Here is a 15,158-nt window from a genome sequence, read left to right on the forward strand (position 1 = left end):
GGAGTCGCCGCCGCCGAGGCACGGGCCTCCATCCCGCACAGCAGGTTCTGTCGGGGAGGGGGCCCGTCGCCCGTTTCGGGGCTTATGCTGGCGCCGGAGGTTCCGATGAGCCACTCCGTCGCCGGAGAGCCGCCCTCTGCCGGCCGCCGCGCCGCACCCTTGACCACCGCCGTCTACTCCGCCGCCGAGTGGGACCTGCTCACCAGCCTGCCCGCTCGGGTGCTCGTGGCCGCCGCAGCGCCAGGCGCCGGCCGCCCGGAGCGGGGGGTGATGGCGGGCCTCGCGGGTCTGGACGCGGTGGCTGCCGGCCGCGGGTTCGACAGTGATCTGGTCCGTGCCGTGGTCGCCGCGATCTACGCCCGCCACGACGGCGCCCCGGCGCCCGTCGAGCGACTCACCGACCTGGTGGACCTGCTGGTCGCGTGCCGGGCGGCCGTTCGGGTCCTGCGCCGGCGCGCTGATCCCGCCGACTCGGCCGCGTACCGCCAGTGGGTGCAGTCGGTCGCGGCCCGCGTCTGCCGGGCGGTGCCCGGCCCCGGCGGACGTCCGGCCAGCCCCGCCGACCAACGGTTCCTGGACCGGCTGGGTGACGCGCTCGGCCTCGGCTGAGGTCGGCGGGCCGTCGCGGCGGACGCCGAGGTGGCCCGTACCCTCTGATGACCGTGACCGACGACCAGCTTGAGGTGGGCGTGGGCCCCTGGCCGGGGGACCCGCCCGAGGACCCGCGCTACGACCCGGAGTTGCTGGCCGAGGGGGACCGGCGCAACGTGGTCGACCGCTACCGCTACTGGCGACACGACGCGATCGTCGCCGACCTGGACCGACGCCGGCACGGCTTCCACGTCGCCATCGAGAACTGGCAGCACGATTTCAACATCGGCACGGTGGTGCGCAACGCCAACGCCTTCAACGCCGCCGAGGTGCACATCGTCGGACGGCGACGGTGGAACCGGCGCGGCGCGATGGTCACCGACCGCTACCAGCACGTCCGGCACCACGCGACGATCGAGGAGTTCGTCGACTGGGCGGCGGGGCGGCGGCTGCCCGTGCTCGGCATCGACAACCTGCCCGGCTCCCGCCCGCTGGAGACCGGCGTCCTGCCGCGGGACTGCGTGCTGCTCTTCGGCCAGGAGGGGCCCGGCCTGTCCGAGCCCGCGCGCGCCGCCTGCGCTGCGCTCTACTCCATCGCCCAGTACGGCTCCACCCGGTCCATCAACGCGGGTGTGGCCAGCGGCATCGCCATGCACGCGTGGATCCGCACGCACGCCGGCCCGCCACCGGACTGACCCTCGCCCCGTCGGCGCAATCGGGCGTTTCCGGCTTGACGTGCCAGCGATGCCGGGTGACGGTGGGGTTGTGAGTGTCGCGGTGAGTTGTCCGAGATGCGGGGGCCCGGTACGGGTGCCGGATCTGATGCACACCGAGTCGAGGTGCCTGCGCTGCGGTCCTGTGCCGCCGCTGCACGTGCCCGAACACATCGGAGCGGAGATCGTCGCGAGCGTGGTGGAGCGGATCGCCGCGACCGCGGGTCCACCGGGGACGCCGCTGTGGTGCCCGTGGCCGCTGCCACCAGGTTGGACCCTCACCGGCGTGGCGTACGCCGGTGACGACCGCACCGGGGTGCGGGCGACGGCGGTGGCCTGCGCGGGGCCCGCGCCGCTCGACGACGGTCCGGCGGATCTGGTCTTCGTGGCCGAGGAGCCGGGCGTCGGCCTGGGCACCCGGCTCGCCGGCCTGGCCGGCCCGGATCCCGGACCGGAACTCGTCGACGCGCTGACCGACCCCGGACCGGGGCATCCCGAGCACGTGGGGCAGGCCAGGATCCGCGTCGGCGGGCACCCGACTCCACTGTGGCTGGTGAATTCTCCGACGGATCGAAGCGCGTACGCCGGCGAGGCTCGGGGAATGTGGCTGCATGCGATAGCCTGGCCGGCGAGTGCGGGTCACCTCCTCGCGGAAGACGTCGTGTTGCACGACCTCACCGAGTGGACTCCGCCCGAGCTCGTGTACGGCGCACCATCCCCGTACCTGTCCGGGAGGGCTTGACAACCTTCCGGGTTTGACGGAGAACGGACGCAGATATTCACTGTACGACACCACACTGATACTCTGGGTGCCGCTGCGGTAATGGGACCCGGCGCCGCGCGAGAGGATGGCCCGCCATGGTCAAGAAGGTCCTCACCTGGGCCGGAATCGCATTCTTGATCTTCTTCGTCGCCTATCGGCCAAACTCTGCGGCTGATGTTTTCAAGTCGCTGGGCGGCGGGATCATGGACATCGCCCAGGGGTTCGGCGACTTCTTCACCAGCCTCGTCGCCTAACCGTCGATGGGCAGCCCCTCCGGTCCACCCTTCGACCCGGACGACCCCGACCGGGAACGTCGCGAGCGCGACACCGAGCCGATACCGCGGATCGGGCCGGATGACGGCCCGGGCTACGGAGCCGGTCCCGGCCTGTCCGACGGGCCGTCCCTTTCGGACGACGTCGGCTACGGCGAAGGGCCCGGCTACGCCGGCGAAGGGCGGTCCGGCCGGGGCTGGATCCGTGATCCCGAGGCCGCCTACCAGCCACCGCAGATCTCCGAGGACGAGCTCGCGGGGCTGCGTGCCGACGCGACGGGGGCGACTCCCCGGCGGGTGCTTCCGTTGGAAGACGAGCCCAGCTCGCTGGTCGCCCGCTACCTCTTCCCCACCGAGCGCTACCGGGGCGAGTGGAAGCGGCACTGGATCCACCTCACCAACCCGATCCTGATCGGCATCGCGGCGACGTTCGTGCTCGGCTACCTGTCCGGTTTCCTCGCCGGCAACAACGTGGGCGCGCTGACGACCATCGCGGTGCTGCTCTGGTTCGCCGTCATGGGCTGGGTGGCCTGGAGAGTCGCCGACTGGTGGTATGACCGGTTCATCCTGACCAACAAGCGGGTCATGGTGGTCAACGGCATCGTCACCCGCAAGGTGGCCATGATGCCCCTGGTCCGTGTCACCGACATGAAGTACGAGCAGACGCCGACCGGCCGCGCACTCAACTACGGCACCTTCGTCCTGGAGTCCGCCGGCCAGGAGCAGGCGCTGCGCGAGATCAAGAATCTGCCCAACCCGAACGAGCTGTACCTGCGAGTCGTGGAAGAGATGTACGAGCCGCAGGCGGTCGAGGCGCGGTTGGGCAAGGAGGCCGACGAGGCCAAGGCCGACGACGGGGCGTGAAAGTTTTCGTCCGAACATCGGAGCAAGTGCGCACCTTTCGTCATGGACCGACACGCCTCTGACGTGGCACTCTGCCAGGACGGTGTGGGTGCGGAGGTGTGCGGTGGCGAGCAGGGACCCGTTGGAGGAGGAGTTTCGCGAGTTCGTCGCGGCTCGCTCCGCCGCTCTGCTCCGTACCGCCTATCTGCTCGCCGGCGACTGGGCGACAGCCGAGGATCTGCTCCAGACGGCGCTGACCAAGACCTACCTCGCCTGGAAGCGGCTCGGCGGGATCGAGGCGGTCGAGCCGTACGCCCGTCGTGTCATGGTCAACACCTCGACGAGCTGGTGGCGGCGACGCTGGCACGGTGAGCGCCCCACCGAGGTGCTGCCCGAACGGCCCGGTGTCGACGAGATCGAGCAGCAGCTCGACCGCGACCTGCTCTGGCGGCACCTCAGGGAGCTGCCCAACCGGCAGCGGGCGGTGCTCGTCCTGCGCTACTACGAGGACATGTCGGAAGCACAGACGGCAGCGCTGCTGGACATCTCGCCGGGCACGGTGAAGAGCCAGGCCTCCCGGGCACTGGCCACGCTGCGCCGACGGATGGGCGCCGCCACCCCGGACCTGGCCGACGCCCCCGGGACGGACCGGAGCGCCAACACCGCTTCCTCCGGCCGGGGCCGCGACGCCGGCCTCTCCGCCGGGAGCCGCGACGCCACTCTCTCGGGTCGGGACCGTGGCGCTGCCCTCTCCGGCCGGGGCGACGCCGCGCGAGGTGGCCGAAGTGTCGACGCTGCCCGACCTGGTCCGGACGGGAGGGATGCGGGGGGCCGTGCCGCGGTGACGCCGCGTCCGGCGGCCGGCCGGGCCGGGCCGGGCGCGGTCGCACCCCGCCCGTCCGTGCCCCGCCCGATCGCACCGGCGGTCGAGCTGCCCACCGCTCCGGCGGTCGTGCCCGTCGGCACCGGCGCCGGGGACCAGCAGTGAGCGCATTCCCCCGGCGGCCCGACAACCTGACGGGCGGTCCGCAGCGTCCTAACCAGGTGCGACGTGACCAGCTGGAAGGTGCGGTGCGGGAGACTCTCTCGCACCAGGTCGCCGTCGCCCGTCCACTGACCGCCGACCCGGCCGGTCAGGCCATCCGCCGGGCCAAGCGGATCCGACGGCGGCGTGCCGGTGTCGGTGTCGCGCTCGGAATGGTCACCACCGTGCTGATCGGCGCCGGCATGACGCAGCTCGCCGACGAGACCGGCCGGCAGGGCCCGCCCATCGTCGTGATCGGCGATCCGGATCTGTCCGTCCGGCCGCTCCCCTCGGCCGCCGTCGCCCCACCCGCGCCGTCGCCCGGAACGCCCGCCGGTCTGCTCCTCGACGGCACCCTGATCAACGCCGACGGCAAGCGGCTGGCGCTGCCCAGCGTCGGCCCCGCCGAGCGCGCCCACAGCCTGCCCAGCGGCGCCGGTCTGCTGGTGGTCGGTGCCCCGACCACCGCCGGCCGTTCCCTCTGGGTCGCGCAGGACGACGGCCTGGTGCAGGTGCTGCTGGCCGGCGCGGGCCAGATCGTTCTCGCGCCGGACGCCAGCCAGGTCGCCTGGCGCGACGGCAAGGACCTGCTCGTGGCGGGGGTGGTCGGGAGCCAGCTCATCGGCACGGTACGCATTCCGGTCCCGGACGGCGCGGAACCCGTCCGGTTCGTCGGAAACAGCGTGCTGGTCCGGCTCGACCGGGACGGGCCGGCCCACGCCCTGTGGCGGCCCGGCGCGGGGGAGCTGACCGCGGTGTCCGAGCGGGGCACCCTGAACGTCTACGGTGCGCTGCCCGACGGGCGGCTGATCGGTCAGGTGTCCGCGAGCGGGCCGGGTGGGACCTGCCTGGCGGCGCTCGACCCGAAGCGGGCTCTGAAACCGGTACGCACCGCCTGCGGCGCACAGTTGAGCCTGGACGGCGCGGGCGGCGTGTCCGACGACGGGCGGTGGCTTCTGGTGAACGGGAAGGTCGGCGCGAGCGACCGGGCCCTCCTGGTCGATCTGCAGCGGCTCGGGACGACGCTGAACGCCATGCCGGCCGGCCCGGCGCTGAGTGGCGCTGTCGCCTGGACGACCCGGACGGACGTCTCCTACGTCGACAGCGCCGGCAAGCTGGTTCAGGTCGACGTCGAACGGGTGCGTGCCGGGCAACCGGCCGAGCCGGTGCCCGTGGCCGGCCTCCAGCCCGGTGACCGGCCGGTCCTGGTCACCGGCTCCTGATCCGCACCCGGGTCGCTCCCCGGAGTGGTCGCGGCGTCCCGCGCTGCGATCGATCGCCTCGGCTCGCTGGCCGGCGTTCCCGTCCCTGCGCCGCGGGGGCCTGGCCCACGGGCGGGCCCACGGCCTGGCGCACGGGCGGGCCCACGGCCTGGCGCACGGGCCGGCGCGCGCTGAGGGCCGCGCTCTACGGCTGGCCGGCACCTACGCGAGCCGGATTCGGGTCTGCTGGGTAGCGTCGGGAGGTGACCTCGCGTACCGGCCCCGCGCCGCGGATCGACCTGCACGCCCACTCGACCGCCAGCGACGGCACGCTGAGCCCGGCCGACCTGGTCCGCGCCGGCGCCGACGCGGGTCTGGACGTGCTGGCCATCACCGACCACGACACCACCGCCGGTTGGGCGCCGGCCGTACGGGCGCTGCCGCCCGGTCTGCGCCTGATCCGAGGCGCCGAGCTGTCCTGCCACTGGTCGGGCGCGCAGCCGCCGGTGCCGCTGCACCTGCTGGCGTACCTGTTCGACCCGGACCACCCGGAGCTGGTCGCCGAGCTGACCCGGGTGCGGGCCGCCCGCGAGGCACGCGGCGAACGGATCGTGGCGCTGCTGCGCGCCGACGACATCGACGTGAGCTGGCCGGACATCCTCTCCGGGGCGGGCGGCGGCACGGTGGGTCGCCCGCACATCGCGCAGGCGCTGATCCGCGCCGGTCTGGTCGCCAGCACCCGGGAGGCGTTCGGCCCGGACTGGCTGGGCGAGCGGTACCGGCTGCCGAAGGACGACATCGACGTCTTCCGTGCGGTCCGGCTGGTCCGGGCCGCCGGGGGCGTACCGGTCTTCGCCCATCCCCGCGCCACCCGACGCGGCCGGGTGGTGCCCGACGAGCTGATCGCCGAGCTGGCCGCCGCCGGACTGGCCGGCCTGGAGGCCGACCACGAGGACCACAGCCCGGCCGAGCAGGCGCACGTACGCGCGCTCGCCGCCGAGTTGGGCCTGCTGGTCACCGGCTCCTCCGACTTTCACGGCACCCACAAGAGCGTCCAGCTCGGCGCGTTCACCACCGGCGTCGAGGCGTACGAGCGGATCGTCGCCGCCGGGGTGACCGAGGTCGCTTCGGGCTGATCCGGGTATTTCGCCCACCAGGGCGCGGCTAGGTTGATCACGTGGATCTGAAGCTGTTCGGCGAGGTTTTCGTGACCCTGCTGGTGATCACCGACCCGCCGGGCATGATGCCGATCTTCCTGGCGCTGACCGGGCCGTTGCCCGCACGGGACCGCAACCGGGCGGCCTGGCAGGCCGTCGCGCTGGCTCTCGGCGTAATCGTGATCTTCGCGGTGGCCGGGCAGACCCTGCTCGACTACCTGCACGTCGACCTGCCCGCGTTGCAGGCCGCCGGCGGCCTGCTGCTCGTCCTGGTCGCCCTGGAGCTGCTGACCGGCAAGGCCGACGATCCCAGCCAGCAGGTCACCTCGAACATCGCGCTGGTGCCGCTGGGCACCCCGTTGCTGGCCGGTCCGGGCGCCATCGTGGCGACCATGCTCTTCGTCCAGCAGGCCGACGGGCTGGGTGACTTCACCGCCATCGCCGCGGCCATCCTCGCCGTCATGGTCGCGGTCTGGATCGTGCTGCGCTTCTCCGGCGGCATCGTGAAGATCCTGCGCCCCGGCGGCATCGAGGTGTTGACCCGGATCGCCGGCCTGCTCCTGGCCGCGATCGCCGTACAGCTCATCGCCGACGCGGTGGCGGCCTTCGTGACCCAGTACGTGAACATGGCCTGACCGGCACACCCGGAATGTCGGCGGTGGATGGCAGGATCGCAGGCGTGCGACGAGCCTCTTCAGCCGGACGACCCGCCGCAGGCGGTCGGGCCCCTCAGCAGCGCCCCGGTGGCGCCGAGCAGCTCGGCTTCGAGGGGATGCCGGAACGGCTGTTCGTCTGCACCCCGAGCAAGCTCGGCGCGTACGCGGACTGCCCCCGCCGCTACCGCTACTCCTACGTCGACCGGCCCGCACCGCCGAAGGGCCCGCCGTGGGCACACAACTCGCTCGGCGCCAGCGTGCACACCGCCCTCAAGAATTGGTACGCGCTGCCCGCCGACCGACGCCGCCCCGAGGCGCTGGCCACCCTGCTCAAGGGCACCTGGGTCCGTGAGGGCTACCGCGACGACGAGCAGGAGCGGGCCGCCTACCGGCGAGCGTTGAGCTGGCTGGAGGCGTACGTCGAGACGCTGGATCCGGAGTCCGACCCGCTCGGTGTCGAGCGGGTGGTGGCGGTCAAGACCGCGGTGCTGGCCTTCAACGGCCGGGCCGACCGCATCGACTCGCGCCCCGGGCCGGAGGGCCCGGAGCTGGTCATCGTCGACTACAAGACGGGTCGCACCGGGCTGGACACCGACGACGCTCGGGGCTCGCAGGCGCTGGCGCTCTACGCGTACGCGGCCGAGCGGGTGTTCCGCCGGCCGTGTCGCCGGGTGGAGCTGCACCACCTGCCGACGGGCACGGTCGCCGGCCACGACCACACCGTCGAGTCGCTGAACCGCCAGTTGACCCGGGCCGAGGACACGGCCCGCGACATCATGGCCGCCGAGCGGGCCGTCGCCGACGGCGGCGACGCCGACGAGGCGTTCCCGGTGGCGCCCGGCCCGCGGTGCGGTTGGTGCGACTTCCGGCGGCACTGCCCGACCGGGGCACAGACGCCGGGCAAGGAGCCGTGGGCGGCCGTGGACCGGTCCGCCGACGCCTGACCCCGTGCGGCCTGCCCGCACCTGACTCCGTGCGGCCTGTCCGCACCTGACACTGTGCGGCGTGTCCGCACCTCGCCCCGAGGGGGTCCGGCTGGTCAGCCGGCCAGCGGGGTCGCGGTGTGACGTTCGGCCCGCTCCTTGGCGGCCTGCATCAACGGCCCCTCCCGATAGCGGCGCGGTACCGCGGCGAGCGCCAGGCGCAGGGCGCGCACGGTGAGGTCCGCCGACAGCTCGGTGGTGGGCAGCCCCAACCCGCCGTACATCCGTCGGGCCCACGGAGGCAGCAGCGCGAGCGCGGTGCCAGCGATGCCCAGGTACGCCCAGCGCGGCGGGCCGAGGGTGAGGCCCAGCCGAGCCGGCAGGCTGAGCTTCCACGGCAGCGGTGGGGCGGTGAGGAAGATCGCCGTCTCGGCGGCCTCCCGGGTCATCCGCAGCTCCGGCCGCACCGCGCGGTAGTACGCCGCCACCTCGGCGGCGGTGCCCGGCACCGTTGCCGGGTCCAGCCCGACGAGGCCGGCCGACCGACGCTGCTCGGTGTAGTAGCCGTCCACCTCGTCGTCGGTGAGCGGCAGACCCGCCCGCCGGGCCGTGCTGAGGAACGATTCGACCTCGGTGACATGCACCCAGCGCAGCAGGTCCGGGTCGTCGATCCGGAAGTCCTCGCCGGTGTCGGGGTCGGTGGCCCGCAGCCGGGCGTGCAGGCGACGCAGTCGCGCCCCGGCCTGCTCGGCTTCAGCCGTGGTGCCGTAGACGGTGGTCGCCACGTAGGTGGCGGTACGCACCAGTCGCCCCCACGCGTCGGTGCGGTAGTTGCTGTTTTGCGCGACCCCGGCCATGGCCCGGGGGTGCAACGCCTGGAGGTAGAGCGAGCGCAGGCCCGCGACGATCAGGATCGGCTCCTCGTGCACCTTCCACGTGACCGAACCCGGACCGAAGAGGCCGAGGTCATCGGAGTCCACCGACCAAGCGTGCCACGGCCCACCGGTCGGTGTCGGTGGTGCGGGCCGGGTCAGCTGTCGGCGGCGCGGCGCGACTGGCAGCTCGGGCAGAGGCCCCAGAAGGTCACCTCTGCCTCGTCCACCTCGAAGCCGTGCGCGGTGCCCGGTTCCAGGCACGGGGCACTGCCGACGGTGCAGTCGACGTCGGCGATCTCGCCGCAGCCCCGGCAGACCACGTGGTGGTGGTTGTCGCCGGCGCGCGCCTCGTACCGGGCGGGACTGCCGGCCGGCTCGATCCGGCGGGACAAGCCGGCCCGGCTCAACGCCCCCAGCACGTCGTAGATCGCCTGCGTGGAGACCGAGTCGAGGCGTTCGCGGACCCTGCGGGTGATCTCGTCGACCTCCAGGTGACCGCCGTCGGCGAGAACGTCGAGCACCGCGAGGCGCGGTCGGGTGACGCGCAGGCCCCTCGACCGCAACAGCTCCTCGCCACCGGACATGCGCCAATGACAGCACGTACGACCAGCAGCGACAACCGTCGCCCGCTGGGGGTGGCCACGGACACAGCCCGCAGGACCGACCTGCGGGGTCGCGCCGTGCTGAACCTGATCGCCGACGCGCGCGTGTCTCCGGGCGAGAGCTCGGGGACGACCGGCGGCCCGTACGCTGGCGATCCCTCACCGTGATCCACCTGGAGGTGTCGATGTTCGAGGAGATCCTGGGTCTACCGGTACACGTCCTCGTGGTCCACGCGGTGGTCGTCATCGTCCCACTGCTGGCGGTGCTGGCCATCGGATACGTGGGGCTGCCGCGCTGGCGGCACCGACTGGACTGGGCGCTGGCCATCCTCGCCGTGGTCGCGCCGGTGACCGCGTTCGTGGCCGTGGAATCCGGTGAAGCCTTCACCGACGCCCTGGTCGCCCGCGGCTACCAGGGCCAGATCCTCGACCAGATCTTCGAGCACTCCCGCTACGGCGACATCCTGTTCCGGATCGTGGTGCCCCTGGGGATCGTGGCCATCGCGCTGCTCGTGGCGACCAGTGGGCACCCGCGGGTGCCGCGGCTGCCGGCACTGGTGACGCCGGTGCTCGCGGTGGCGACCGTCGCGCTGGCCATCGCCGCCCTGATCTACGTCTACCTGACCGGTCACTCCGGCGCCGAGGCCGTCTGGGGCACCACCCTCTGACCGGCCGGTCGGGGTGCGCGCCACCGACGCCGCTCAGAAGATGAGGCGCGAGCAGAGCAGGCAGACAAGAGCCACCAGCACCACGGCGGCTGCGGCGCCGAAGCCGTAGGTGACCCGCTGGGAACGCTGCTCGGCCGCATCCAGGACGGCCATGTCCTGTGGCGGAAGCTGTCGGGGCGGGGCCGGTTCCAGGTGCACCGGGGGACGCCAGCCGGCCGGGGGCGGCACGCTCGGGGGTGGCCCCGCGTACCCGCTCGTGGGTGTGGTGGCGGGTGGGGGTTGGTCCGCCATCCCGCCGTCGCCGGTCCCGGGCCGGCGCCAGTAGTCGTCGTCCGGGGTGCTGCCACCGCTGGGGGTCGTCACGGCGTCCGACGCTACCAACGGAGCCGGCGGCCCGGTCGCTTCTGGTCGATGTGCCAACCGTCGGCGAGCTGTCGCCTGCGCTAGTCTTGCCGCTCGTGAGCACCGAGGACCCCGGAACGCAGGGCGCGCGCGGCGATGATGACCGCACCGTCGACCTGAGCGACGACTTCGTGGTGCTGCCCGAGCAGACCACGGACGACACCGACCACGGCTGGGGCGAGCGGAGCAGCGGCAACGACGACTGGCTCCTCGCCCAACGCCCCCCACACTGGGACTGACCCCGACGCCGCGCCTGCGGGGCGGGCCACCGGCAGCGCGGCGGGTCGGGCAAGCCAGGCCCACACCCCGACCGCGACTCTAGGGCGGACAACCGTCAGCACGGCGGGTCGGGCAAGCCGGACCGGCGCCCCGGCCGCGCCGTTGGTCGCCGGGCAGCCGGTCGCGGTGTGCTGGCCGGACGGGGTGTCCATCCCGGTTGGGGTGTGCAGAATCGCGGCGGCGAGGCCGAGCAGCGCGGCGACCAGCCCGGCCCGCAGCAGGGTGCGACCGCCGGGCAGGGCCGGCCGGCGCAGCGGGCGCAACGCCCGCGCGGAGTCCAACTTGCGGGTGATCATCTGCCGCCTCCGTCCCGGGTGCCGTCGTGGTGACACCCGTAGAGCGGCACGTTAGGCCGGCAACGGCCGGCGCTGCGGACCACTCGTCCCCGCCTGTGGACAACCGACCGGCCTGTGGATAACGCCCATTTACCGGCTGGATCTGCTATCGCACCCGGCGGGACCCGCTATGGCACGGAAAGGCAATCCGGGCGATCAACCCGGCCCGGCCGACTTTCGGGAACCCGAGTGGATCAAGGATGGACAGCGCCGCCCGGGCGATCGCGGGCGGCGCTGTCGGCGAGCTTGGGGAAGGCTGAGGTCAGGACGTGGAGCTGGCCGCCGGAGCCTTGCCGCCGCCCGACCCACCGGACGAAGACCCACCGGACGAAGACCCAGACGACGACCCGGACGACGAGGACGAAGACGACGATCCGGAATCCCCACCCGAGGACGAGGACGACGAGGACGACGAGGACGACTCGGACTTGGCCGGCTTGCTCGGCGTGCCTCCAGCGGAGGTCTCGGAGACGGACGCGCGGGAGTCGGTGCGGTAGAAGCCCGAGCCCTTGAAGACGATGCCGACCGAGTTGAAGACCTTGCGCAGCCGCCCCTGACACGCCGGGCACTCGGTCAGCGGCTCGTCCGAGAAGGACTGCACCGCCTCGAGCTGGTGACCGCACGCGGTGCAGGCGTACTGGTACGTGGGCACGTTCTCCTCCGGTATCTGAGCTCGGCCAGTTGGCACTCGACGTATTCGAGTGCCAATGGTGCGTCATTCGCCCCGGGTTCGTCCAGCGGACGTGTGGGGCGCGACACCCTGCGCCGCACCCGGGCCGTCGTCAAGCGTACGCATCCCGTCGGTGGGGGTGACGACCGCGCGGACCGGACGGTCGTGCGGCTCCGCCGGCAGCGCCTCGACCAGCTCCCCGTCGTGCAGCGGGACCACGGTCAGGGTCGCCGTGGGCACCCGTGCCAACGCCCGGTCGTACGAGCCGCCGCCCCGGCCCAGCCGTCGGCCGCGTCGGTCGACGGCGAGCGCCGGCACGACCACCAGCTCCGCTCCGGTGACCGCGGCCACGCCGAGGCGGGGGCCGGTCGGCTCCCGCATACCCCGACCGGCCGCGCTTAGAGCATCGGGTCCGGAGTACGCGGCCCAGTCCAGGTCCAGGTCGGAGAGGAGCACCGGCAGCAGCAACTCGGCGTCGGGCGGCAGCGCCGACCGCAACACCTCCGGCAGGTCGGCCCCGCCCGGCTCGGAGCCGACCGGGACGTACGCCGTCATCCGGCGCGGGCGCAGCCGGCGTACCAGGGCGACCAGCTCGGCCTGGACGCGCCCGGCGGCCTCGGCCCGCGCCGGAGCGGTCAGGGCCCGACGGCGGGCGAGCAGGTCGACGCGGGTGTCCCGCTTCGCCACTCGGGTCACTTCCGCTTCATCAGAAAATTCCGGCACGCAACACTCCTGACGCAACGCCACTCCCACGGTTGCTCTGTGTCAGCATCGCAAGCAACGGAGGCGGAACTTCCGGGGGGACCGAGTGACGCTACGCGGGCGGTTGACGGCAGCCTTCCTCGTGGTGGTGCTCGGCCCGGTCCTGCTCGGGGCGTTCTTCGTGGCCTCCACCGTCACGGCCGTCGACCGCAGCCGGTCCACCGAGCGCCTCGCGGTGGCGGCCTCCACGGTGCGTACCTCGGTCGACGCGCTCTGCCAGCAGCTGCGCGCCGCCGCCGACGCGGTCGCCCTCACCGGTGACCCGGCCGTCGCCGCCGGCCAGCTCGTCGGCCGTGGGCTGGCCGCAGCGGTGCTGGTCACCGACGTGAACGGACGCGTCACGTACGCCTCGCCCGGCGCTCCGTCGACCCCCTGGCGGGACTGCTCCGAGCCGGCCACCGCGTCGTCCGGCCCGGTCCGCGCGCTGGCCGCCCGGGTGGACCGCCGCGACCCGGCCGGCGCGCTGCTGGGCACGGTGGCCGCCGCGCACCTGATCGACCCGGCCTTCGTGGCCCGGCTGGCGGCGGTGACCGGGGTCGCGGTCACCCTGCTCGACGGCGGCGCGAGCGCCGCCCGGGTCACCCACACCACCGAGTCCCGGGAGGTACGCGACGCGGTGCTGGCCGCCGCCGGGGCCACCAGCGGTGAGCGCGTCACCGAGAGCACCAAGGGTCGGTACGTGCGCCGGATCGGGCCGTCCGCGGGCCAGCCGCTGCCGCTGGTGTTGTCGGTGCCGAGCGAGCGGCCGCCCGGGCTGCACGTCACGCTGGCCGGCGTGGTCGTGCTGGCCGGGCTGCTCGCCGTGTTCACCGCCTGGCGTCTGGCCCGGGTGACCACCCGGCCACTGGTGGAGCTGGCCGGAGCGGTCGACCGGGTGGCGCACGGCGACCTGACCGCCCGGGTGCCGGTGCGCAGCCGCGACGAGCTGGGACGGCTGGCGGCCGCGTTCAACCGGATGACCCGCGAGACCGGGTCGTACGTCGCGGCGCTGACCAGCAGCCGCGACCAGCTACGCGGGCACCTCGCGGTGCTCGGCGACACCCTGGCCAGCACCCACGACCTGCAACGCATCCTGCGGGTGATCCTGCACAGCGCCATCGCGGCCACCGGGGCGCGGGCCGGCGCGGTGCTGCTGGTGGAGGCCGGCGGGGTGCTCGTCGCGCAGTGCAGCGAGGGGTTGGACGGGCGCTGGCCGGCGGGGGACCCGGACGGGTCGCAGGGACTGCGGGTGCCCGTGGGAGTGGGCGTGGTCGGCGCGGTGGCCGCGACCGGCGAGCCGCAGCGGGGCCGGGTGGAACCGACCGAGGCCCCGACCGGCGAGCCCCGCTGCCGCACCTACGTCGCAGTCCCCTTCGCCACCCCGGGCGGCGCGAGCACAGCGGGCGGCGCGAGCACACCGGGCGGCGCGACAACGACCGTCCCGGGCGGCGAGAGGAGTCCCGACGAGGCCGGCGCCGCTGCGGCCGCGCTCGGTGTGCTGGCGCTCTACGACCGGGTGGGCGCGGACGAGTTCGACGACGACGACCTGGTCAACCTGCGCACCTTCGCCGGCCACGCGGCCGTGGCGGTGGAGAACGTCCGGGTGCACGAGGAGGCGCAGCGGCTCTCGCTCACCGACCCGCTCACCGGGCTGTGGAACTACCGCTACCTGCGCGAGTCGATCCGGCGGGAGGTGGAGCGGGCCAGCCGGTTCGGCCGGATGCTCAGCGTCCTCGCCCTCGACCTGGACCGCTTCAAGGACGTCAACGACACGTACGGGCACGCGGCGGGGGACACCGTGCTGGCCGAGTTCGCCCGGCGGGTACGCGGTGAGATCCGCGAGGTCGACCTGGCCTTCCGGCAGGGCGGCGAGGAGTTCGTGCTGCTCCTGCCGGAGACCGACGCCCGGGGTGCGGCGATCGTCGCGGAGCGGCTGGGCGCGGCGGTGCGCGAGACACCGATCGCGGTCGAGGCGTACGCGGGGCCGATCGTGGTCACCGTGTCGGTGGGCATCGCCGTCTACCCGGACCACGGCAGCACCGGACGGGAGGTGCTGGAAGCCGCCGACGACGCCCTCTACGCGGCCAAGGCGGCCGGCCGGGACACCTATCGCGTGGCCGAGGCCCGCCCCGACGTGCCGACGCGGGAGATACCGGTGCCCGCTTGCGCCGTCAGCCCACCCGACGGGCTGCCGCGTGCCGGCCGGCCCGTGCAGGCGCCCCGGGAGCCGGGCGGGCACGCCCGGTCGGAGTCGACTGCTGGCGTACCGGAATCGAACCGGTCGGGGCCCGCGCACGCCGGCCCGGATCCGGCGGACGAGCCGGCGGCCACCGCCGCGGACGCCGCGCGGGCCGGCCCCGACGTCACCCGGCCGGGGTCGGGCGGCGGCGCGTCTTCTGGGCCACACCCGCCGCGGCAGAGCCGTGGCCGATAGTCTCGCGG

The 15,158-nt window shown here is 73.9% G+C and carries 18 protein-coding genes and 1 pseudogene; 14 read left to right on the plus strand and 5 right to left on the minus strand.

Annotated features, from left to right (window positions below; all coding sequences use genetic code 11):
* Positions 1-84 precede the first annotated feature (84 nt).
* From ABZU53_RS17580 to ABZU53_RS17625, 10 genes are all read left to right on the plus strand, one after another.
* A complete protein-coding gene (locus tag ABZU53_RS17580; RefSeq protein ID WP_354855914.1) occupies positions 85-609 on the plus strand; it encodes a hypothetical protein in 525 nt (174 codons plus the stop codon).
* Between the two features lie 53 nt (positions 610-662).
* Entirely contained in the window at positions 663-1,286 is a 624-nt protein-coding gene (locus ABZU53_RS17585; protein ID WP_354855972.1) for an RNA methyltransferase, read from the plus strand.
* 49 nt (positions 1,287-1,335) lie between these two features.
* The gene (locus tag ABZU53_RS17590) at positions 1,336-2,046 is read left to right on the plus strand and encodes a TFIIB-type zinc ribbon-containing protein (RefSeq protein WP_355066735.1); all 711 of its coding nucleotides are present in this window, start codon (positions 1,336-1,338) and stop codon (positions 2,044-2,046) included.
* Positions 2,047-2,162: 116 nt separating this feature from the next.
* A complete protein-coding gene (locus ABZU53_RS17595; protein ID WP_007455302.1) occupies positions 2,163-2,321 on the plus strand; it encodes a hypothetical protein in 159 nt (52 codons plus the stop codon).
* Positions 2,322-2,327: 6 nt separating this feature from the next.
* Positions 2,328-3,203 (plus strand): PH domain-containing protein, encoded by an 876-nt coding sequence (locus tag ABZU53_RS17600; RefSeq protein ID WP_354855912.1) that lies wholly within the window; start codon positions 2,328-2,330, stop codon positions 3,201-3,203.
* A 103-nt stretch (positions 3,204-3,306) separates the two neighbouring features.
* Positions 3,307-4,170 (plus strand): SigE family RNA polymerase sigma factor, encoded by an 864-nt coding sequence (locus tag ABZU53_RS17605; protein ID WP_355066736.1) that lies wholly within the window; start codon positions 3,307-3,309, stop codon positions 4,168-4,170.
* A 56-nt stretch (positions 4,171-4,226) separates the two neighbouring features.
* Positions 4,227-5,429, plus strand: coding sequence for a hypothetical protein (locus ABZU53_RS17610; protein ID WP_355066737.1), 1,203 nt, complete (start codon positions 4,227-4,229; stop codon positions 5,427-5,429).
* 242 nt (positions 5,430-5,671) lie between these two features.
* Positions 5,672-6,544, plus strand: a complete 873-nt coding sequence (locus tag ABZU53_RS17615; protein WP_355066738.1) for a PHP domain-containing protein — start codon at positions 5,672-5,674, stop codon at positions 6,542-6,544.
* Between the two features lie 41 nt (positions 6,545-6,585).
* Positions 6,586-7,200: a MarC family protein gene (locus ABZU53_RS17620; RefSeq protein ID WP_354855908.1), complete on the plus strand. Its 615-nt coding sequence runs from the start codon at positions 6,586-6,588 to the stop codon at positions 7,198-7,200.
* 137 nt (positions 7,201-7,337) lie between these two features.
* The gene (locus ABZU53_RS17625) at positions 7,338-8,165 is read left to right on the plus strand and encodes a PD-(D/E)XK nuclease family protein (RefSeq protein ID WP_354855971.1); all 828 of its coding nucleotides are present in this window, start codon (positions 7,338-7,340) and stop codon (positions 8,163-8,165) included.
* A gap of 95 nt (positions 8,166-8,260) precedes the next feature.
* On the opposite strand, the gene ABZU53_RS17630 is transcribed toward ABZU53_RS17625, so the two are convergent.
* Entirely contained in the window at positions 8,261-9,124 is an 864-nt protein-coding gene (locus ABZU53_RS17630; RefSeq protein WP_354855907.1) for an oxygenase MpaB family protein, read from the minus strand.
* A 50-nt stretch (positions 9,125-9,174) separates the two neighbouring features.
* Positions 9,175-9,603 carry a Fur family transcriptional regulator gene (locus ABZU53_RS17635; RefSeq protein ID WP_354855906.1) on the minus strand — a complete coding sequence of 143 codons (429 nt, stop codon included), beginning with the start codon at positions 9,601-9,603 and terminating at the stop codon, positions 9,175-9,177.
* A gap of 203 nt (positions 9,604-9,806) precedes the next feature.
* Between ABZU53_RS17635 and ABZU53_RS17640 the strand changes: the two genes are divergently transcribed.
* Complete coding sequence (locus tag ABZU53_RS17640) at positions 9,807-10,289, plus strand: DUF2231 domain-containing protein (protein WP_355066756.1); 483 nt, start codon at positions 9,807-9,809, stop codon at positions 10,287-10,289.
* Between the two features lie 33 nt (positions 10,290-10,322).
* Here ABZU53_RS17640 and ABZU53_RS17645 read toward each other — a convergent pair whose 3' ends face one another.
* Positions 10,323-10,652, minus strand: a complete 330-nt coding sequence (locus ABZU53_RS17645; RefSeq protein ID WP_355066739.1) for a hypothetical protein — start codon at positions 10,650-10,652, stop codon at positions 10,323-10,325.
* 95 nt (positions 10,653-10,747) lie between these two features.
* Between ABZU53_RS17645 and ABZU53_RS17650 the strand changes: the two genes are divergently transcribed.
* Together ABZU53_RS17650 and ABZU53_RS17655 are read left to right on the plus strand one after the other, a co-directional pair.
* On the plus strand, positions 10,748-10,930 hold the full coding sequence (locus ABZU53_RS17650) for a hypothetical protein (protein ID WP_354855904.1): 183 nt from the start codon (positions 10,748-10,750) through the stop codon (positions 10,928-10,930).
* Between the two features lie 644 nt (positions 10,931-11,574).
* Positions 11,575-11,802: a hypothetical protein gene (locus ABZU53_RS17655; RefSeq protein ID WP_355066758.1), complete on the plus strand. Its 228-nt coding sequence runs from the start codon at positions 11,575-11,577 to the stop codon at positions 11,800-11,802.
* Positions 11,803-11,816: 14 nt separating this feature from the next.
* Here the strand turns inward: ABZU53_RS17655 and ABZU53_RS17660 are convergent.
* Positions 11,817-11,993, minus strand: a pseudogene (locus ABZU53_RS17660) (FmdB family zinc ribbon protein); the annotation flags it as partial.
* A gap of 27 nt (positions 11,994-12,020) precedes the next feature.
* Positions 12,021-12,698 carry a 5-formyltetrahydrofolate cyclo-ligase gene (locus ABZU53_RS17665; protein WP_355066740.1) on the minus strand — a complete coding sequence of 226 codons (678 nt, stop codon included), beginning with the start codon at positions 12,696-12,698 and terminating at the stop codon, positions 12,021-12,023.
* Between the two features lie 85 nt (positions 12,699-12,783).
* On the opposite strand from ABZU53_RS17665, the gene ABZU53_RS17670 reads away from it, so the two are divergent.
* On the plus strand, positions 12,784-15,150 hold the full coding sequence (locus tag ABZU53_RS17670) for a diguanylate cyclase (RefSeq protein WP_355066741.1): 2,367 nt from the start codon (positions 12,784-12,786) through the stop codon (positions 15,148-15,150).
* Positions 15,151-15,158 lie beyond the last annotated feature (8 nt).

Source organism: Micromonospora sp. NPDC005194, assembly GCF_040608335.1.
Lineage (GTDB): Bacteria > Actinomycetota > Actinomycetes > Mycobacteriales > Micromonosporaceae > Micromonospora.